The sequence below is a fragment of the Corallococcus silvisoli genome, assembly GCF_009909145.1.
Classification (GTDB): Bacteria; Myxococcota; Myxococcia; order Myxococcales; family Myxococcaceae; genus Corallococcus; species Corallococcus silvisoli.
This window is the reverse complement of sequence record NZ_JAAAPJ010000004.1, coordinates 1-17,935: the sequence shown is the minus strand read 5'-3', so window position 1 is coordinate 17,935 and position 17,935 is coordinate 1. Positions and strand designations below refer to the sequence as shown.

Sequence of the window (17,935 nt, the reverse complement as noted above, 5' to 3'; positions counted from 1 at the left end):
TCCAGACGAGCACACTGCCTCCGTGCCCCTGGGTCTCCGGACAGACGAAAAAAGATCAAAATTATTTGATCATTCCGGACCCGTCTTGCGTCGAAGGCTCTCGAAATCGGATGACCCCCCGGTGGCCGGTCCGGACACATCCCATTCTTTTGGAGCCCCCACTCATGAGGAACACCACGCTTCGCGGCATGCTGGTCGTGCCGTTCCTTGCGCTGTTAGGCCTGTTGTCGGGTTGCATCCTCGAGACGAACGGCAACGGCTGGCCCGACGAGGACTATAACCCCAGCTACGGGTGCTCCTCCTCGTCCGACTGCGGCTCGAACCAGTACTGTCGCTCCGGCAATTGCTGGAACCTGGATTCCAACTCCCAGCAGTGCGTGTTCTCCTCCGAGTGTCCCGGCGCGCAGACGTGCATCAATGGCTGGTGCGCCCAGTCCTGCTACCGCGACTCGGAATGCGGCGTGGGCAACCGCTGCAAGGACAACTTCTGCACCTCCAGCACCGGAACCCAGACGGATGCCGGCACCAAGGCGGACGGCGGCACGAAGCCTGACGCGGGCACCGACGGCGGCACCAAGCCGGACGCGGGCACCGACGGCGGCACGAAGCCGGATGCGGGCTCTGACGGCGGCACGAAGCCGGACGCGGGCATCGACGGTGGCTCCGCCCCGGTCTGCCGGGTCAATTCCGACTGCGGTGCGGACAGCTACTGCATCAACGGCACCTGCCGCACCGGTTGCGACACGGATGCCAAGTGCGGCCCGAGCGGCGTCTGCGTCCAGGGCCTGTGCCAGCCGCGCCAGCAGGACCCGAACGCTTGCACCACGGAGGCCCAGTGCCCGGCGGGCCGCGACTGCGTGGATGGCCAGTGCCGCGCGCCGTGCACCTCCACGACGGAGTGCTCGGCGGACACCAAGTGTGAGATTGGCTACTGCCTGCCCATTCCTTCCGGGGGCACGTGCAAGGCCAACTGCGAGTGCCCGGCGGGCCAGGTCTGCACCAGCGGTCAGTGCAAGTCGCCGCAGCCGGATCCGGGCCAGGCGTGCCAGGCCAACTGTGATTGCCCGTCCGGTCAGGTCTGCAATGGCGGTCATTGCAAGTCGCCCACGCCGGACGCGGGGTCGGGCAGCAACATCTCCTGCACGGTGAACTGCGAGTGCCCGTCCGGCGAGGTCTGCACCAGCGGCAAGTGCAAGCTGCCCCCGACGCAGCCGGCGGTGGACGCGGGCACCTCCGGCACGGTGTGCCGCGCCAACTGCGAGTGCCCGGCGGGGCAGGTCTGCGCCAGCGGCCAGTGCAAGCCGGTGAACCAGGGCTCCGGCAAGCCCTGCCAGGCCAACTGCGAGTGCCCGTCCGGCGAGCGCTGCCAGGAGAACGTCTGCTGGCTGTAGCCGCTAAAGGCTGACGCCGCTCATCGCGAGGGGGCCACCATGCGCCAGCAGCGGTGGATCTCCTTGCGGTGGAAGTCCTCGGGGATGGAGCGGGGGGTGAGCTCCTCCACCTGCTCCATGCCCCGGGTCGCGGAGTCCTTCAGCTCGAAGCCCAGGAAGTTGGTGGAGAAGTAGAGGACGCCTCCGGGGGCCATGAGCGCTCGGAGGTGTTCCAGCATCCGCACGTGGTCGCGCTGCACGTCGAACGTGCCCGACATCTTCTTCGACGTGGAGAACGACGGCGGGTCGCAGACGATGAGATCGAACTGCGTGTCTCCGTGCCGGGCCTGCTCCTCCAGCCACGCCTTCGCGTCCGCGCGGATGAGCACGTGGCGCGGATCCGCCAGCCCGTTGAGGACCAGGTTGTCCTCCGCCCAGTCCAGGTACGTGTTGGACAGGTCCACGCTCACGCTGCCCGCCGCGCCGCCTGCCGCCGCGTACACCGTGAACGCGCCCGTGTAGGCGAAGAGGTTGAGGAAGTGCTTGCCCTTCGCCTCGGTGCGCACGCGTGCCCGGGTGTTGCGGTGGTCCATGAAGAGGCCGGTGTCCAGGTAGTCACCCAGGTTCACCCAGAACTTGAGGCCCTGTTCTTCCACCACCAGCCGTTCGCTGCCCTCACCCACGCGGCCGTACTGCGAGCGGCCCCAGGGCTGGGGGGTGTGGGTCTTCACGGAGGTGCGCTCCGGCGGCACGCCCAGCACGCTGGTGACGGCGGCCAGGACCTCCGCGCGGTCCGCGTCCGCGTTCGCGCCCTTCGCGTGGGCCTTGCGGCGCGGGAACTCCACGACGTGGGCGTGGTCGCCGTAGAGGTCCACGGCGTAGGAGTACTCGGGGATGTCCCGGTCGTAGACGCGGAAGGCGGTGAGCCCCTGCGCGCGAGCCCACTTGCGCAGGCGCTTCGCGTTCTTGCGCAGGCGGTTCTCGAACATGCCCGTGCCCTGCGTCCGCTGATTGCCTTCGTCGGCCATGCCCCGTCGGTCCTTCCTGTTTCGCACCCGCGCGCCGTCCCTCATATTGCAGGCGGGCCGGGGGGCGGGGGAAAACACGGGGGCCATGAGCGTGCGCGTCGAGAAGAGCGGCCCCGTCACCACCGTCATCCTCCACCGGCCGGAGGTCCGCAACGCCGTGGACGCCGACACGGCCCGCGAGCTGGCGGACGCCTTCCGAGCCTTCGACGCGGACCCGGACGCGCGCGTGGGCGTCCTCTTCGGCGACGCGGGCACGTTCTGCGCGGGCGCGGACCTGAAGGCCGTGTCGGAAGGGCGCCTGCTGCGCCTGGAGCCGGACGGCGATGGCCCCATGGGCCCCTCCCGCCTCCAGCTGTCCAAGCCCGTGGTGGCGGCCATCAGCGGCCACGCGGTGGCGGGGGGGCTGGAGCTGGCCCTGTGGTGTGACCTGCGCGTGGTGGAGGAGGACGCGGTGCTGGGCGTCTTCTGCCGCCGCTGGGGTGTGCCGCTCATCGACGGGGGCACGGTGCGGCTGCCCCGGCTGATTGGCCTGTCCCGAGCCCTGGACCTCATCCTCACGGGCCGGCCCGTGGCGGCCAGCGAGGCGCTCGGCATGGGCCTGGTCAACCGCGTGGTGCCCAAGGGCGAGGCCCGGAGCGCGGCGGAGGCGCTGGCCGCCCAGATCGCCGGCTTCCCCCAGGGGTGCATGAAGGCGGACCGGGCGTCCGCCTATGCCCAGGCGGACCGGACCTTTGAAGACGCGATGCGCCAGGAGTTCCTGGCCGGGGTGAAGGTGCTCCAGACGGAGTCCATCGCTGGGGCCACCCGCTTCGCGAAGGGCGCGGGCCGGCACGGCCGCTTCGAGTAGGACCCCAGGAGCGCTGCGCCGCCCGCGGGAGTGTGTTAGTTCGCGAGCCATGCGCTTCGACACGCTCGCCATCCATGCCGGCCAGGAGCCGGACCCCACCACGGGCGCCATCATGACGCCCGTCTACCTGACCTCCACCTACGTCCAGGACGGGCCGGGGGAGCACAAGGGCTACGAGTACAGCCGCACGCAGAACCCCACGCGCAAGGCGCTGCAGGACTGCCTGGCCGCGCTGGAGGGCGCCAAGTACGGCGCCGCGTTCGCGTCCGGCCTCGCCGGCACCGACATGCTGATGCACATGCTGGAGTCCGGTGACCACGTCATCGTCTCCGACGACGTGTACGGCGGCACCTTCCGGCTCTTCGACAAGGTGTGGAAGCGCTCGGGCATCACGTACTCCTTCGTGGACCTCTCCAAGCCGGAGAACTTCGAGGCGGCCATCACCCCGAAGACGAAGATGGTCTGGGTGGAGACGCCGACGAACCCGATGCTCAAGCTCATCGACCTGGGCCGCATCGCGGAGATCGCCAAGAAGCACGGCATCCTGTCCGTCGCGGACAACACGTTCATGACGCCGTACTTCCAGAAGCCCCTGTCGCTGGGCTTCGACGTCGTCGCGCACTCCACGACCAAGTACCTCAACGGCCACAGCGACGTGGTGGGCGGCTTCGTCTGCACCAGCCGCGACGACATCGCGGAGCGGATGTACTTCCTGCAGAACGCGGTGGGCGGCGTGTCCGGCGCCTTCGACAGCTTCCTCGTTCTGCGCGGCGTGAAGACGCTGCACGTGCGCATGGACCGCCACGCGCACAACGCGATGAAGGTCGCCCAGTACCTGTCCACGCACAAGCAGGTGAAGAAGGTCACCTACCCGGGCCTGGAGACGCACCCGCAGCACGCCCTGGCGCGCCAGCAGATGACCGGCTTCGGCGGCATGCTGACGTTCGACATCCACGGCGGCCTGGAGGCGGCGCGCACCTTCCTCAAGACGGTCAAGGTCTTCGCCTGCGCCGAGTCCCTGGGGGGTGTCGAGTCCCTCATCGAGCACCCCGCCATCATGACCCACGCCTCCGTCCCCAAGGAGACGCGGGAGAAGCTGGGCATCGCGGACGGCTTCATCCGCCTGTCCGTCGGCATCGAGGACGCCCAGGACCTCATCGACGACCTCGCGCAGGCGCTCGACCGCGTGAAGTAGTCCCCACGCGCAGTGGCCGCTTCATGACAGGGCCTTCCCGCTCCGCATCCCGGGGGCGTGGAGGCCCTGGTCATTTCCGGCCCCAGGATGTGAAACCTGCCTGTTCACGCTCGGGCGGCCCGGGAGGCCCCCCATGCAGGAGGGATGTGGAGTGGTGCACAACGTTCATGGCGCGATGCGGACTCGACGGCGTGTCTCCACCTGCCTCGTGGGCGCGTGGCTCCTGGGCGCTTGCGCGTCGCCGGCCTCCACGCCCGACTGCAACAGCCCCGCCTCCGCCGACTCCCGGGGGTGCGCCGTATCGCCGTCCCTGACGGACTCCGGCCCCGCGCTGCCGCGTTGGCCGTATCTGCAGAGCGTGCATCAAACGTCCGCCATCGTGGCCTTCCGCACCGAGAGCGACTGTCTGCCCACGGTGCGCTACGGCGAGGGCAACACCCTCACGTCCTCCGTCAGCGCGGGCCTGTCCGGCACGCACCACGCGGTGACGCTGACCGGTCTGTCCGCGGGCCACACGTATGGCTACGTGGTGGACGCATGCGGCAGCACCACGGGCCTGCGCAGCTTCCAGACGGCCACGGGCACCTCGTCCCTGCAGACGCACTTCACCGCCATGGGCGACTTCGGCACGGGCGGTGCCATGCAGAAGAAGGTGCTGGAGGTGATGGCCATGCCCCAGTGGCGTTCGGAGCTGCTGCTGACCCTGGGCGACAACGCCTACCCGTCCGGCACGGAAGCGGAGCTCCAGGCGCACCTCTTCACGCCCATGGCCCCGCTGCTGCGCGAGGTGCCCATGTTCGCCACGCCCGGCAACCACGAGTACGTGACGGCCCAGGCGCAGCCCTACCTGGACAACATGTACCTGCCCACCAACAACCCGCAGGGCTCCGAGCGCTACTACTCCTTCGACTGGGGGCCGGTGCACTTCCTCGCGCTGGACTCCAACTGCGCGGTGGGGCTGGCTTCGCCGGACCGGTGCACGCTCGCGGCGCAGAAGGCCTGGGCGGAGGCCGACCTGATCGCGAGCTCCCGCTTGTGGAAGGTGGCCTTCTTCCACCACCCGTCCTGGTCCAGTGGCGTGCACGGCTCGCAGCTCACCATGCGCCGCCAGTTCGGCCCGCTGTTCGAGAAGTACGGCGTGGACCTGGTCCTCACCGGCCATGACCATGACTACGAGCGCAGCAAGCCCATGCATGGCGACGCCGAGGCGTCCTACGGCCAGCGCGGCATCCCGTACCTCGTGGTGGGCAGCGGCGGCGCCACGCTGCGCCCCTTCTCCTCCCCCCAGCCCGCCTGGACCGAGGTGCGCGACGCCGCGGCCTATGGCTTCCTGGACGTGCTGGTTGACGGCAGCACGCTCACGGCGCGGTTCATCACCTCCAACAACACCGTGCGCGACACGCTGATCCTGAAGAAGCCGGTGGTCGCCGTCGCTCCTGGCGTCCAGGAGGCGGCCCTGGACGCGGGGACCGAGTCGCGGCCGGGACCCATGGACGGCCGCGTCGCGCCGGAGCTCCAGGGCCCCGTGCCGCCCGCGGACACGCCGGAGTCCGTGGCCGACCCCGAGGAGCCGCTTCCGCCGCGTTAGCCCCCGATGCGCGCCGGACGGTGGTAGGGAAGGGCGGCGACGCCGCTCCACGCTTCTTGAACCGCCGGCGGGCCCGGCACCGGAAGGGACACCATGCGCTACTTCGAGGACTTCCCCATCGGCGAGGTGATGGAGCGGGGGCCGTACGTGGTGACGCGCGAGGAGATCCTCGCGTTCGCGCGCCAGTTCGACCCCCAGCCCTTCCACGTCGACGAGGACGCCGCCCGGCAGAGCATCTATGGCGGCATCATCGCCAGCGGCTGGCACACCGCCGCCATCTGCCACAAGCTCCTGGTGGAGGGACTGCTCGGTCAGGCCGCCAGCATGGGCTCCCCGGGCCTGGACGAGCTGCGCTGGAAGAAGCCGGTGCGCCCCGGGGACGCGCTCTCCGTGCGCATCGAGACGCTGGAGGCCCGGCCCTCCGCCAGCAAGCCGGACCGGGGCGCGCTCAAGTTCCGCTTCGAGGTCGTCAACCAGCACGGCGACGTGGTGATGACGGAGATCGCCAACGCGCTCTTCGCCCGCCGCCCGGCCCCTTGACGCCCACGGGGGCCTGGGGAGCGGGCCGCGCCGTGGCCCTTCCAGGGGCCCCCACTTTGAGTTCCGGGGCTGACCTGGGTTAGCAATAGGCCCAAAGGAGAAGCCCATGTCCAACCCCAACGAGGTGGTTCCTCCCCCGGCGCCCAGCCGGCTGAAGCGTCCCGTGGAAGTGGTGCGCGCGGAGCTGCTGGCCGACACGGACGTGCAGCAGCAGGCGGAGATGCTGAAGATCCCCGTCGCGCAGTACGTGGAGAAGATCCTCGACTACGCCATCCACCCCGACAAGCCGCCCCAGCTGGAGATCATCCCGGATGAGGAGCTGAAGGCGCGCGACCCGAAGATCGCCACGGTGGCGGAGATCGAAACCCACCTGCAGAAGATCATCGACGGGGAGATCGCCATCAGCCCGGCGCAGCAGCGCGACGGCTTCAGCAGCGACAAGAGCCACGAGCAGCGCTACAGCGCCGCGCTGGGGGCGACCAACAAGGGCGGCCAGACGGTGGCCCCCAAGACGGGCGCCGCCGTGGATCCGGCGGAGGCGAAGAAGGGCCCCATCCGGGGCTAAATCCCTTCGCCAAGGCCCCGGAACTCCGGGGCTTTTTCCGGCGGGCGGCGGATAATCCCGACACCGGAAACTTCTTCGCCGACCTTCCGACAATCCTACTGTCAGTCTCACTTCGGGGGCCCAGGCGGCTCCCCACGAAAAGGATCACGACCATGGGTGGCATCGGCAAGGCTCTCGGCAAGGTGATGGACATCGTCAAGCCGTTCGTGACGATGGTGAACCCGCTTCTGGGCGCGGCGATGAGCTTCGCCAGCGGCCTGATGCAGGGCAAGAACCCCATCCAGTCGCTCCTGGGCGCGGCCACCGACCTCATCCCGGGCGGCGGCGTGTTCAAGAACGCGCTAGGGGCCTTCGCCAACTCCGGCCTGATGGACGGCGCGGGCGGCAACAGCCTGCTGTCCGGCGCGCTGAACCTGGCCAAGGGCAAGAGCAAGGTCACCGACATCGTCGGCGACCTGTTCAAGTCCACCAAGGCCAACCCGCTCACCAACCTGGGCCTGGGCAACGCGACCGAGCTGGCCGCGCAGCGCATGTCGACGTTCCTCTCCTAGTTCATGAAGCCCGTCCGCTTCGACCCCAAGCTCCACCACGGGTTGCTCGAGCTGTGGCGCAAGCCCTGGAACGAGACCATGACCCCGGAGGCCCTGCCCGAGGTGGGGTACGTGGTGCCGGACAAGGCGGCGGGGTTCCTGTATCGCACGGACAGTTCGGTGGCGTTGATTGAAGGCATCATCGCCGCCCCCGGATTGTCCAAGGAAGTCCGCAACGAGGCCGTCAACGCCATCGTCGCGGCCATCCGGGACGAGGCCCGGCGGCAGGGGTTCAAGCTGCTCCTCGGGTACTCGCAGCTGGACGCCATCGTGGACCGGGCGAAGCGCTTTGGCTTCGTGCACGTGGACAAGGGCTTCCACATGGTGGCCCTGGACCTGACCCGGCCGGATCCGCAGTAGCCGCGCACACCGCTGGAACGCACGACGGGCCCGAAGGGAGGATTCGCTCCTCCTTCCGGGCCCGCGGTGTTTTCAGCGCCAGCCGCTCAGGCGGCGGTGCGGTGCAGGTGGTCGATGAGGTCGATCTTCGTGACGATGGCGATGACCGTCTCGCCGTCCTTCACCACCGCCACGTTGTCGCGCGCGAAGATCTCGCGCAGCCGGTCGATGCTGGCCTCGGCGGAGACGGCGCCCTGGAGCGGGGCGACGATGGGGTCGATGGCGTCCTGGAACTTCACCTTGCTGGCCACCAGGGCGTTGAGCAGGTCGTACTCGTGCACCATGCCCACGGCGCGCCCGTCGTCGGACACCACGGGCATCTGGCTGATGCCGTGGCTGCGCATCGTCTCCACCACGTGGTCCACGCGGTCCCCGCGCTTCGCCGTCTTCAGGTCGCGCGGCTTCGCCCCGATGATGTCGCGCACGGTGCCGGCGCCCTTCTCCTGCATGAAGCCGTTGTCACGCATCCACTCGTCGGAGTGGAACTTGCTGATGTAGCTGCTGCCGGAGTCGGGCAGGACGACGACGATGGTCTTCCCCTTGCCCACTTCCTTGGCCAGCTCCACCGCCACGTGCACCGCGGCGCCGGAGGAGCCGCCCGCGAAGATGCCCTCCTCGCGCGCGAGGCGGCGCGCGGCGTTGAAGCACATGCGGTCATCCACCTGGCGGACGTCGTCCACGACGGAGAAGTCCATCGCGCCGCAGAGCATGTCCTCGCCGATGCCCTCGACCTTGTAGACGTGCGGCTCGGTGAGCTTGCCCGTCTTGAAGTAGCCCTCGTAGACGGAGCCCTCCGGATCCACGCCCACGTTCTTCAGGCCGGGGATCTTCTCCTTCAGGAACTTGCCGGCGCCGCTCATGGTGCCGCCGGTGCCCAGGCCGGACACGAAGTAGTCGAACTTGCCTTCGGTCTGCTGGAAGATCTCCGGACCCGTCGTGTGGTAGTGCGCCTCGATGTTGTCCGGGTTGTGGTACTGGTTCAGCATGAAGGCGCCGGGCGTCTCACGGGCCAGCCGCTTGGAGGTCTCGTAGTAGCTGCGCGGATCCTCGGCGGGGACGTTGGTCGGCGTGACGACGACCTGGGCGCCCATGGCCTTCAGGCGGTTGATCTTCTCCAGGGACATCTTGTCCGGCATGGTGAAGATGCACTTGTAGCCCTTCACCGCCGCCGCCAGCGCCACGCCCATGCCGGTGTTGCCGGACGTGTTCTCCACGATGGTGCCGCCGGGCTTGAGCTTCCCCTCCCGTTCGGCCTTTTCGATGATGTAGAGCGCCATGCGGTCCTTGATGGACGCGCCGGGATTCATGAACTCGCACTTCACGAGGACGGTGGCGTCGTTCGGACCGACGAGCTTGTTGAGCTTCACCAGCGGCGTGTGGCCAATGGCGGTGAGGATGTTCTTTTGGATGTCCATCGTGCGTGGCTTCCCGAAAAGGGGGGTATCGGGGCCTTATACGTGCTCCGCCCCGTCAGGGGGAACATGCCCGGAGGCACGGCCCTTCCTGACGCAGGATGACGGAACGGCCCCGGCGTTCCTCGGGACACGGACTTGGGACGGCGGAGGGGGGCGGGTCAGGGGGCCAGGGCCCCCCGTCGCGTAGGCGACAGGCCGAGCGTCCGCCGGGCGTGCGGCCCACGCGGGCTTTGACCCGCCGCGCCGTGCCTCCGATACTCGCGAGCGCTGTCCCTTCCCCCCGTCTGGAGCACCCGCCCCCCATGGAACTTGAGGCCGCCCTTCGCGACCAGGTGGGACAGGCCATTGGCCGTCCCGTCCCCGATGCCCCCATCAAGAAGCTCAAGGGCGACGCGAGCAACCGCTCCTACTACCGCGTCGGCGCGGCCCCGGAGAGCTGGGTGCTGATGGTGATGCCGCCAGACGCGACGAAGAAGAGCGAGGAGGCCACCAAGGGCGAGCCCCCGAAGGAGCTGCCCTTCATCAACGTGCACCGCTACCTGGACCGGCTGGGCGTGCGCGTGCCGCGCATCCTCCGCTACGACGAGCCCGCCGGCATCATGGTGCTGGAGGACCTGAGCGACATCACCTTCGAGTCCGCGCTGGAGGGGGGGCGTCACAACGAGGCGCTCTACACGCGCGCGGTGGACCTGCTGGCGAAGCTGCGCGTGCAGGCGGAGAAGCAGCGCGACCCGGAGTGCCTGGCCTTCACGCGCGCCTTCGACGAGGACCTGTACGACTGGGAGCTGCACCACTTCCGCGAGTGGGGCCTGGAGGCCTGGAGCGGCAAGCAGCCCACGGACGCGGAGCGCGCGCAGCTGGACGCCACGTTCCGGGACATCGCGAAGCAGCTGGCCGCCGCGCCGCGGGGCTTCACCCACCGCGACTACCAGAGCCGCAACATCATGGTGAAGGAGGGCGAGCTGGTCGTCATCGACTTCCAGGACGCGCTCCAGGGCCCGCGCCAGTACGACCTGGTGGCGCTCCTGCGCGACAGCTACGTGGAGCTGGACCGCGACTTCGTGGACACGATGTTGGACCGCTACATCGCCACGTTCGAGCAGGAGAGCGGGGAGAAGATCGACGCGAAGCAGTTCAAGGCGTTCTTCGACCTGCTCACCATCCAGCGCAAGCTGAAGGACGCGGGGCGCTTCGAGTTCATCCACCGCGTGAAGGGCAACCCGGGCTTCCTCGTGTCCATCCCCGCGTCGCTGCGCTACGTGAAGGCCGCGTTCGCGCGCCGGCCGGAGCTGGCGCCGCTGCAGACGCTGGTGGCGAAGTACGTGCCAGAGCTGGCGGCCTGAGCCCATGAAGGCGATGGTCCTCTGCGCGGGCCTGGGCACGCGCCTGCGTCCGCTCACCGAGCGCTGGCCCAAGCCGGCCATGCCGTTCCTCGGCCAGCCGCTGCTGCGCTACCACCTGGCGGTGCTGAAGGCCGCGGGTGTGACGGCGGTGGGCATCAACACGCACCACCTGCCGGACACGATGGCGGCGGTGGCCCGCGCGGAGTGCGAGCGCGCGGGGCTGCCGCTGCACGTCGTGCACGAGCCCGTCATCCAGGGCACGGGCGGCGGCATCCGAGGCCTGCGCGACTTCCTCTCCGGCGAGGACTTCCTCGTGTTCAACGGGGACATCCTCTTCCCCGTGGACCTCCAGCCGGTGGTCGCGGCGCACCGGGCGTCCGGCGCGGTGGCGACGATGGTGCTCCTGCCCATGCCGCAAGGGGAGAAGTACGCGGCGGTGGAGGCGGACGCGGGCGGGCAGGTGCGCCGCATCGCGGGCCATGGGCCGGGCGGGGACGGGCTCACGCCCTGGCACTTCACCGGCGTGCACGTGATGTCCCCCAGCGTGTTCGACTTCATGACGGCCGAGGGCCCCGAGGACATCAACCGCGAGGTCTACGTGCGGGTGATGCAGGCGGGGCTCGCGGTGCGCGGGCACGCGGTGGACGCGTACTGGTCCGACCTGGGCATGCCTTCGCGATATCTGGCCACGGTGCGGGACGTGCTGGAGGGGCGCGTGCCGCTGGCCGCGCTGGGGAAGGACTCGCCGCTCGCGGGGCTGAAGGCCGGGGCGGACGGGGCGTGGGTGCATCCGGAAGCCCGCGTCGCGGGCACGGTGCGGGGGCCGGCGTACGTGGGCGCGGGGAGCGCCGTGGAGCAGGGCGCGACGGTGGGCCCGGGCGTGTCGGTGGGCCCGGGGGCTCGGGTGGGGCAGGGGGCCCGGCTGGAGCGCTGCGCCGTGTTCGAGGAGACCCAGGTGGCGCCGGGCGAAGCGCTCACCGAGGTGCTCGCGTGGGGACCGCACCGGGTGCCCGCGCCGCTCGCGGGGCGCTGAAGGGCCTGCTTCAGGGCGTGGGGACCGCGGCGGCCTTCACCCCGGAGCCGTCCGGCTTCCAGCCCACCTCCAGGACCGGGCGCGTGCCGAAGGTGATCCGCAGCTTCTGGCCCGGCGTGGCCCAGGTGTACTTCGGATACAGGCCGCCGCCGTCGTCGGGCTGCTTCGCCAGGACGTGCTGCTCCCCATCCTGGATGTCGCTGTCGCAGGTGTTCCAGGTCAGGAGGAGCGTGCGCGTGGGGCCCTGCTTCTCCATGCGCACGAGCCGCAGCGCGATGGTGTCCGCGGCGCCGCAGGCCCCGCTGGTGTAGCGGCCCATCATGGGGCTCGTGACGGCCTCCACGAACCCGGGCGTTCCGTCCTTGAAGCGGAACGTCTCCACCGGGCCCTCGGAGAGGGCGGCGCGCGAGTCCCCCGGCGCGCGGGAGAGGAACAGCGTGGTGGGGGCGTCCCGGGTCTTCATCGGCACCTGGAGGGTGCCCTCGCCCAGGAACGCGGCGGGCGGCCCGAAGGTGGAGGTCTGGGGGCGGTGCTCGGTGACGGCGTCGAAGCGCAGGACACAGGCGCGCAGGCCGAAGGTCTCCGGGACCTCGTGAAGCACCCGCAGGCCCGTCCAGGTGTTCCCGGTGCGCAGGAAGAAGGGCGGGAGCGCGTCGAAGGCCTGCTTCGCGCCCGGGCCCAGGGGGCCGGGCCGGCCCAGCTCCGGCAAGCCCTCCACCAGCTTCACCGGGAGCGGCATGGCGAGCGTGACGGGCTTCAAGGTCTCCGCGTCCGCCCACCTCGGGGCCGGGCTCGTGGAGCGCAGCGACTCCCGGGTGCCCGCCGCGCCCGCGTCGATGGCGTCCACCCGGACGCGCAGCTTGCGCACGCCGTCCCTGGGGACGAACAGCAGCGCGCCGGGCTGGAGCACCGCGCGAATGTGGTAGCCCGTGGGCGTCTTCTGGGCTTCGTAGCGCGCGTCGCCCTCGCCCAGGGCAGGGGAGAGGCCGGCGTAGCGGTCCAGGTCGTAGCGCACGGGCGCGCGGCCATCCGGGAAGAAGCCCAGGTGGGCCAGCCCCACCATCATCCGGACGCGCTTCGCGGGCACGCGGCCCAGCGTCGCGCGCGTGGCCTGGAGGTCGTCCTCGCAGTCGTCCGAGTCGGGCTCCCCGGTCATGCCCGGATCCTGGCCCCGGATGATGGCGTCCAGCGCCTTCGGGTCGTCCTTGCCGCGCACCGTGAAGAGGCTCCCGTCGGGCGCGGTGGTGACGAGCCTCGAGGGCATCAGCGCCTCCGGGGACTCCAGTCCCAGCCACACCTCCACGTGGTCCGAGTGCACCTCATCCGTCGCCTCCGACGGCGTCGTGTCCACCACGTCCTCGTCCAGCACCAGCTGCTGTCCGTCCGAGCGGAGCGTCGCGACCGAGGCGGAGGTCTTCTCTCCGGCGGACAGCAGCGGGGCGGAGAAGTCGGGGGCGGCCGCCGTCACCAGCAGCCCGGTCAGCAGGTTCCAGAACATGGGATGGGGGCTCCTGCGAAAGACGAAGGCCCGTCCTCCTTGGCGGAGCACGGGCCTCGCGGGTCATGGGGGCCGAGGCGGCGTCAGGCGTTGTGCCAGCGCGCCAGCACGCAGGTGACGTTGTCGTTGCCACCCGCCGCGTTGGCCAGGTCGATGAGCTGGCCGCAGGCCTTCTCCAGCTCCGGCGTGCGCGAGAGGATGTCCTGCATCTGCGCGTCGGTGACCATGCCGCTCAGGCCGTCCGAGCACAGCAGGAAGACGTCGTTCTCCAGCGGATCCACGCGGGTGACGTCCACCTGCACCTGCTCCTTCATCCCCAGCGCGCGGACAATCACGTTCTTGTGGGGGAAGTTCTCGATCTCCTCCGGCGAGAGCTTCTTCGCCTTGAGGTAGTCGTTGAGCAGCGAGTGGTCCTCCGTCACCTGCTGGAGCAGGCCGCCGCGGAAGAAGTACACGCGGCTGTCACCGACGTGGCCCACGTAGACCGCGCTGTCGGCGAAGTGCGCGGACACGATGGTGGTGCCCATGCCCTTGTACTTGGAGTCGGCGGTGGCTCGCTCGAAGATGCGCGCGTTGGCCAGCTTGATGCCGGTGGCCAGGCGGTTCTCATCGTAGTTGCGCTGCTTGTCCATCTTGAAGGGCCAGGTGGCTTCCTGGTCCTTGGACGTGAGGCGGAAGAACTCACCCAGCTCATCCACCGCGATGCGGCTGGCGATCTCCCCGGACGAGTGACCGCCCATGCCATCCGCCACGCACACGAGGTTCTCCTCGGTGAGCACGAGGTAGTTGTCCTCGTTGTGGTTCCGCTTCATCCCGACGTGGGTGCTGCCGGCGACCTCGATGCGCATGCGAAGGGACTCTTCCGGGGGAGAGGCGTGAAAATCGGGCCGCGACGTTAACAAAGCGTTCCAAAAGGGGTCAAAAAGCTCGTGTCCGTCAAGATGTCCCCACCCTCCGGGTGCGGGTGGACGGGGAAGCGCCGGGGGCCTGCCCCTCAGGCGCCGGGGTCCTCCGCAGGGGCGAAGACCAGGCGGTCGCCCTCCTGGGTGCCGCTGGCCAGGAGGACGCCCGCGGGCAGCTCCAGGACGGAGCGGGCCTTGCGGTAGAGCGCCGTGGCGCGCCAGGGCGGCAGGGCGGAAAGCTGCTTGACGATGTGCCCCTGCGCGTCCAGGAAGGCGACGTCGATGGGGATGCGCATGAAGAAGGTGTGGATGGAGTCACAGGGTTCGATGTGCATCCCGCCCCCCATGGGCAGCGAGGCGCGGCCCATGAGGCCCTGGAAGCGCTGGACGAAGGACTCGGCGCGTTCGGCCCGGTCCGCGAGCAGCCGCTGCCGCGTTTCGTTGGTCACCCTCCAGTGCATGTCCGGTGTTCTATCCCATGCTTGAGCCGCTGGCGTCCCCCCTGCATCTGGTCCTCGTGTCGCCCCAGATTCCGCCCAACACCGGCAATGTGGCCCGGCTGTGCGCGGTGACGGGGTGCCGGCTCATCCTGGTGGAGCCCCTGGGGTTCTCCATTGACGACCGGAACCTGAAGCGGGCGGGGCTGGACTACTGGGACAAGGTGTTCCTGAAGCTCTACCCGACCTATGGCGCGTACGTGGCGGACTATCCGGCGGCCCGGCGGTGGCTGTTCTCCGCCCGGGCGGAGACGTCGCTGTACGCGGCGCGGTTCGAGGCGGGGGACCACCTGGTGTTCGGCTCGGAGGTCACGGGGCTGTTGCCGGAGGTGATGGAGGGGGGGACGGGGACGGCGGTGACGATTCCGATGCTCCCGGAGCGCCGGAGCTTGAATCTTTCGACGTCGGTGGGGATTGGCGCCTACGAGGCGCTGCGTCAGGTGCAGTTGGGTGCGGCGGGCAGGCAGGCGCCGCCGTCGAATTGAGGGGCGGGCGGGACGGGCTAGACTCCGGGGCCGAATGTCCGCCTCGCAGGTCGCCGAAGCGCTGTACGCCGCCCACAAGTCCCGAGCCACCGGCCGGCTGACGCTGCACGCCGGAGGGCGGGAGTCCGCGCTGTGGCTGCGCGAGGGGGACCTCGTGGGCGCGCGGCTGGGCTTCGGGTACCAGAGCCCGGCGCAGGCGCTCTTCCAGACCGGGCTGTTGGGTGTGGAGGCCCTGGACGCGCTGTGGGCGCGGGGTGGGGCGGCGGCGCCGGACGAGGAGTTGCTGGAGGACAGCGGGCTGAAGCCGGCGGTGGTGCACGAGCAGCAGGTGCTGGCGCAGGTGCGGCGGCTGAGCGTGCTGGCGGAGCGAGCGGACTTCGCGGTGGAGGCGGTGTCGCCCGCGGGAGGGTTCGCGCCGATCGCGGGTGTGCGGGTGGTGCGGGCGGCCCTGGAGCCGGCCCCGAGCGAGCCCGTGCCCGCGAGGGTGTACCGCTGTCCCGAGGTGGCCGCGTGCGAGCCATGGCTGACGGACGCGACCGAGCGGCAGCTCCTGGAGACGCTGGGGGCGTTCCGGCGGCCGGAGGCGCTGACGGGGGCGCAGCAGGCGCTGTTGCGTGTGCTGGAGCGCGAGGGCCGCATCGAAGCGCTGTCGGTGGAGGACTGGGAGGAGCGCGAGCGGCTGCGGCGCGAGGAGGAGCTGCGGCAGGCGGAGGAAGAGGCCTGGAGCATCGAGGAGGCGCGCCGGCGCGAGGAGGCGGAGCGGCGCGCGGAAGAGGCTCGGCTGGCGGAGCTGGCGCGCATCGAGGCGGAGCGGCTGGCGGAGGAGGCACGGCTGGCGGAAGTGGCTCGGCTGGCGGAGCTGGCGCGCATCGAGGCGGAGCGACTGGCGGAGGAGGCTCGGCTTCGGGCGATTGAAGAGGCACGACTGGCGGAGGAGGCACGGCTTCGCGCGATTGAAGAGGCTCGGCTGGCGGAAGAGGCCCGGTTGGCCGAAGAGGCTCGGCTGGCGGAGGAGGCTCGGCTCCGGGCGATTGAAGAGGCTCGGCTGGCGGAAGAGGCCCGGCTCGCGGAAGAGGCTCGGCAGGCCGAAGAGGCTCGGCTGGCGGAAGAGGCTCGGCAGGCGGAAGAGGCTCGGCTGGCCGAAGAGGCTCGGCTGGCTGAAGAGGCTCGACTCGCGGAAGAGGCTCGGCTCGCGGAAGAGGCTCGGCTCGCGGAAGAGGCTCGGCTCGCGGAAGAGGCTCGGCTCGCGGAAGAGGCTCGGCTGGCTGAAGAGGCCCGGCAGGCCGAAGAGGCTCGGCTCGCGGAGGAGGCTCGGCTGGCTGAAGAGGCCCGGCAGGCCGAAGAGGCTCGGCTCGCGGAGGAGGCTCGGCTCGCGGAGGAGGCTCGGCTCGCGGAGGAGGCCCGGCAGGCCGAAGAGGCCCGGCAGGCCGAAGAGGCTCGGCTGGCTGAAGAGGCTCGACTCGCGGAAGAGGCTCGACTCGCAGAAGAGGCTCGGCAGGCCGAAGAGGCTCGGCAGGCCGAAGAGGCTCGACTCGCGGAAGAGGCTCGACTCGCAGAAGAGGCTCGGCAGGCCGAAGAGGCTCGGCTCGCGGAAGAGGCTCGGCAGGCGGAAGAGGCTCGGCTGGCTGAAGAGGCTCGACTCGCGGAAGAGGCTCGACTCGCGGAAGAGGCCCGGCTGGCTGAAGAGGCTCGGCTCGCGGAGGAGGCTCGACAGGCCGAAGAGGCTCGGCTCGCGGAGGAGGCTCGACAGGCCGAAGAGGCTCGGCTCGCGGAGGAGGCTCGGCTGGCTGAAGAGGCCCGGCTGGCTGAAGAGGCTCGGCAGGCCGAAGAGGCTCGACTCGCGGAAGAGGCTCGGCTGGCTGAAGAGGCCCGGCTGGCTGAAGAGGCTCGGCTCGCGGAGGAGGCTCGGCAGGCTGAAGAGGCTCGGCAGGCTGAAGAGGCTCGGCTCGCGGAAGAGGCTCGGCTCGCGGAGGAGGCCCGGCTGGCTGAAGAGGCTCGGCTCGCGGAGGAGGCTCGGCAGGCTGAAGAGGCTCGGCTCGCGGAAGAGGCTCGGCTCGCGGAAGAGGCTCGACTGGCCGAAGAAGCCCGACTCCACGCGGAGGAGGATGAGCGGATCGCAGAGGAGGCTCGTCTTCAGGAGGCGCTCGAAGAGGCTCGCTTGGCGGAGGAGGCCCGCCTCGCCGAAGAAGCCCGTCTCCGTGCGGAGGAGGCCGCGCGACTCGCCGAAGAAGCTCGACTGGCCGAGGAAGCACAGCTGAGGGCTATCGAGGAGGCCCGCCTCGCTGAAGAGGCTCGACTCGCCGAGGAGGCACGGCTCGCGGAAGAGGCGAGACTTGAGGCCATTGAAGCGGCGCGACTGGCCGAGGAGGCACGGCTCGCCGAAGTGGCCAGGCTGGCTGAAGAGGCCCGCCTTCGTGCTGAAGAAGACGCGCGCTTGGCCGAAGTGGCTCGGCTGGAAGAAGAAGCCCGTCTTCGTGAGATCGAGGAGGCGCGCCTCGCCGAGGAGGCGCGGCTGGCCGAAGTGGCCCGCCTTCTTGCGGAGGAAGAGGCTCGGCTGGCGGAGGAGGCCCGGCTTCGCGCGCTCGAAGAGGCTCGTCTCGCGGAAGAAGCTCGACTGCGTGCTGAAGAAGAGGCCCGGCT

General features: G+C 70.1%; 16 protein-coding genes and 1 pseudogene. 12 read left to right on the top strand and 5 right to left on the bottom strand.

Going from position 1 to position 17,935, the window contains the following annotated elements; translation table 11 throughout:
• The first annotated feature begins 164 nt into the window (after positions 1-164).
• Positions 165-1,391 (top strand): hypothetical protein, encoded by a 1,227-nt coding sequence (locus GTY96_RS08820; protein WP_161664467.1) that lies wholly within the window; start codon positions 165-167, stop codon positions 1,389-1,391.
• Positions 1,392-1,411: 20 nt separating this feature from the next.
• Here GTY96_RS08820 and GTY96_RS08815 read toward each other — a convergent pair whose 3' ends face one another.
• The gene (locus GTY96_RS08815; RefSeq protein WP_186001831.1) at positions 1,412-2,398 is read right to left on the bottom strand and encodes a class I SAM-dependent methyltransferase; all 987 of its coding nucleotides are present in this window, start codon (positions 2,396-2,398) and stop codon (positions 1,412-1,414) included.
• Positions 2,399-2,483: 85 nt separating this feature from the next.
• Between GTY96_RS08815 and GTY96_RS08810 the strand changes: the two genes are divergently transcribed.
• The 7 genes from GTY96_RS08810 (at position 2,484) to GTY96_RS08780 (ending at position 8,083) form a co-directional block, all read left to right on the top strand.
• Positions 2,484-3,245 (top strand): crotonase/enoyl-CoA hydratase family protein, encoded by a 762-nt coding sequence (locus GTY96_RS08810; RefSeq protein WP_161664466.1) that lies wholly within the window; start codon positions 2,484-2,486, stop codon positions 3,243-3,245.
• Positions 3,246-3,294: 49 nt separating this feature from the next.
• Positions 3,295-4,440, top strand: a complete 1,146-nt coding sequence (locus GTY96_RS08805) for a cystathionine gamma-synthase (RefSeq protein WP_143899704.1) — start codon at positions 3,295-3,297, stop codon at positions 4,438-4,440.
• A gap of 151 nt (positions 4,441-4,591) precedes the next feature.
• Positions 4,592-6,028: a purple acid phosphatase family protein gene (locus GTY96_RS08800; protein ID WP_328700810.1), complete on the top strand. Its 1,437-nt coding sequence runs from the start codon at positions 4,592-4,594 to the stop codon at positions 6,026-6,028.
• Positions 6,029-6,121: 93 nt separating this feature from the next.
• Positions 6,122-6,568, top strand: coding sequence for a MaoC family dehydratase (locus tag GTY96_RS08795; RefSeq protein WP_143899702.1), 447 nt, complete (start codon positions 6,122-6,124; stop codon positions 6,566-6,568).
• 106 nt (positions 6,569-6,674) lie between these two features.
• Positions 6,675-7,133, top strand: coding sequence for a hypothetical protein (locus GTY96_RS08790; protein ID WP_143899700.1), 459 nt, complete (start codon positions 6,675-6,677; stop codon positions 7,131-7,133).
• 152 nt (positions 7,134-7,285) lie between these two features.
• Entirely contained in the window at positions 7,286-7,684 is a 399-nt protein-coding gene (locus tag GTY96_RS08785; protein WP_143899698.1) for a hypothetical protein, read from the top strand.
• Between the two features lie 3 nt (positions 7,685-7,687).
• Positions 7,688-8,083, top strand: a complete 396-nt coding sequence (locus GTY96_RS08780) for a hypothetical protein (RefSeq protein WP_143899696.1) — start codon at positions 7,688-7,690, stop codon at positions 8,081-8,083.
• 86 nt (positions 8,084-8,169) lie between these two features.
• Here GTY96_RS08780 and GTY96_RS08775 read toward each other — a convergent pair whose 3' ends face one another.
• The gene (locus GTY96_RS08775; RefSeq protein ID WP_143899694.1) at positions 8,170-9,537 is read right to left on the bottom strand and encodes a pyridoxal-phosphate dependent enzyme; all 1,368 of its coding nucleotides are present in this window, start codon (positions 9,535-9,537) and stop codon (positions 8,170-8,172) included.
• Positions 9,538-9,839: 302 nt separating this feature from the next.
• On the opposite strand from GTY96_RS08775, the gene GTY96_RS08770 reads away from it, so the two are divergent.
• The gene (locus GTY96_RS08770) at positions 9,840-10,880 is read left to right on the top strand and encodes an aminoglycoside phosphotransferase family protein (RefSeq protein WP_161664464.1); all 1,041 of its coding nucleotides are present in this window, start codon (positions 9,840-9,842) and stop codon (positions 10,878-10,880) included.
• Positions 10,881-10,884: 4 nt separating this feature from the next.
• Positions 10,885-11,913: a nucleotidyltransferase family protein gene (locus GTY96_RS08765; protein ID WP_161664463.1), complete on the top strand. Its 1,029-nt coding sequence runs from the start codon at positions 10,885-10,887 to the stop codon at positions 11,911-11,913.
• Positions 11,914-11,923: 10 nt separating this feature from the next.
• Here the strand turns inward: GTY96_RS08765 and GTY96_RS08760 are convergent, their stop codons facing one another.
• The 3 genes from GTY96_RS08760 to GTY96_RS08750 all read right to left on the bottom strand — a co-directional run bounded on the left by GTY96_RS08760 (position 11,924) and on the right by GTY96_RS08750 (position 14,774).
• Positions 11,924-13,411, bottom strand: a complete 1,488-nt coding sequence (locus GTY96_RS08760) for a hypothetical protein (RefSeq protein ID WP_161664462.1) — start codon at positions 13,409-13,411, stop codon at positions 11,924-11,926.
• A gap of 83 nt (positions 13,412-13,494) precedes the next feature.
• Entirely contained in the window at positions 13,495-14,259 is a 765-nt protein-coding gene (locus GTY96_RS08755; RefSeq protein ID WP_143899685.1) for a Stp1/IreP family PP2C-type Ser/Thr phosphatase, read from the bottom strand.
• 146 nt (positions 14,260-14,405) lie between these two features.
• Entirely contained in the window at positions 14,406-14,774 is a 369-nt protein-coding gene (locus GTY96_RS08750) for a DUF192 domain-containing protein (protein ID WP_161664461.1), read from the bottom strand.
• A gap of 17 nt (positions 14,775-14,791) precedes the next feature.
• Between GTY96_RS08750 and GTY96_RS08745 the strand changes: the two genes are divergently transcribed.
• Positions 14,792-15,295: a tRNA (cytidine(34)-2'-O)-methyltransferase gene (locus GTY96_RS08745; RefSeq protein WP_143899681.1), complete on the top strand. Its 504-nt coding sequence runs from the start codon at positions 14,792-14,794 to the stop codon at positions 15,293-15,295.
• Positions 15,296-15,449: 154 nt separating this feature from the next.
• Positions 15,450-17,935 (top strand): annotated as a pseudogene (locus tag GTY96_RS37145) (molecular chaperone DnaJ); the annotation flags it as partial.

Bases quoted from the DNA above. Each gene is read 5' to 3' on its own strand.
- GTY96_RS08820 (WP_161664467.1), top strand. From the start codon at position 165: ATGAGGAACACCACGCTTCGCGGCATGCTGGTCGTGCCGTTCCTTGCG.
- GTY96_RS08815 (WP_186001831.1), bottom strand. From the start codon at position 2,398: ATGGCCGACGAAGGCAATCAGCGGACGCAGGGCACGGGCATGTTCGAG.
- GTY96_RS08810 (WP_161664466.1), top strand. From the start codon at position 2,484: ATGAGCGTGCGCGTCGAGAAGAGCGGCCCCGTCACCACCGTCATCCTC.
- GTY96_RS08805 (WP_143899704.1), top strand. From the start codon at position 3,295: ATGCGCTTCGACACGCTCGCCATCCATGCCGGCCAGGAGCCGGACCCC.
- GTY96_RS08795 (WP_143899702.1), top strand. From the start codon at position 6,122: ATGCGCTACTTCGAGGACTTCCCCATCGGCGAGGTGATGGAGCGGGGG.
- GTY96_RS08790 (WP_143899700.1), top strand. From the start codon at position 6,675: ATGTCCAACCCCAACGAGGTGGTTCCTCCCCCGGCGCCCAGCCGGCTG.
- GTY96_RS08785 (WP_143899698.1), top strand. From the start codon at position 7,286: ATGGGTGGCATCGGCAAGGCTCTCGGCAAGGTGATGGACATCGTCAAG.
- GTY96_RS08780 (WP_143899696.1), top strand. From the start codon at position 7,688: ATGAAGCCCGTCCGCTTCGACCCCAAGCTCCACCACGGGTTGCTCGAG.
- GTY96_RS08775 (WP_143899694.1), bottom strand. From the start codon at position 9,537: ATGGACATCCAAAAGAACATCCTCACCGCCATTGGCCACACGCCGCTG.
- GTY96_RS08770 (WP_161664464.1), top strand. From the start codon at position 9,840: ATGGAACTTGAGGCCGCCCTTCGCGACCAGGTGGGACAGGCCATTGGC.
- GTY96_RS08765 (WP_161664463.1), top strand. From the start codon at position 10,885: ATGAAGGCGATGGTCCTCTGCGCGGGCCTGGGCACGCGCCTGCGTCCG.
- GTY96_RS08760 (WP_161664462.1), bottom strand. From the start codon at position 13,411: ATGTTCTGGAACCTGCTGACCGGGCTGCTGGTGACGGCGGCCGCCCCC.
- GTY96_RS08755 (WP_143899685.1), bottom strand. From the start codon at position 14,259: ATGCGCATCGAGGTCGCCGGCAGCACCCACGTCGGGATGAAGCGGAAC.
- GTY96_RS08750 (WP_161664461.1), bottom strand. From the start codon at position 14,774: ATGCACTGGAGGGTGACCAACGAAACGCGGCAGCGGCTGCTCGCGGAC.
- GTY96_RS08745 (WP_143899681.1), top strand. From the start codon at position 14,792: ATGCTTGAGCCGCTGGCGTCCCCCCTGCATCTGGTCCTCGTGTCGCCC.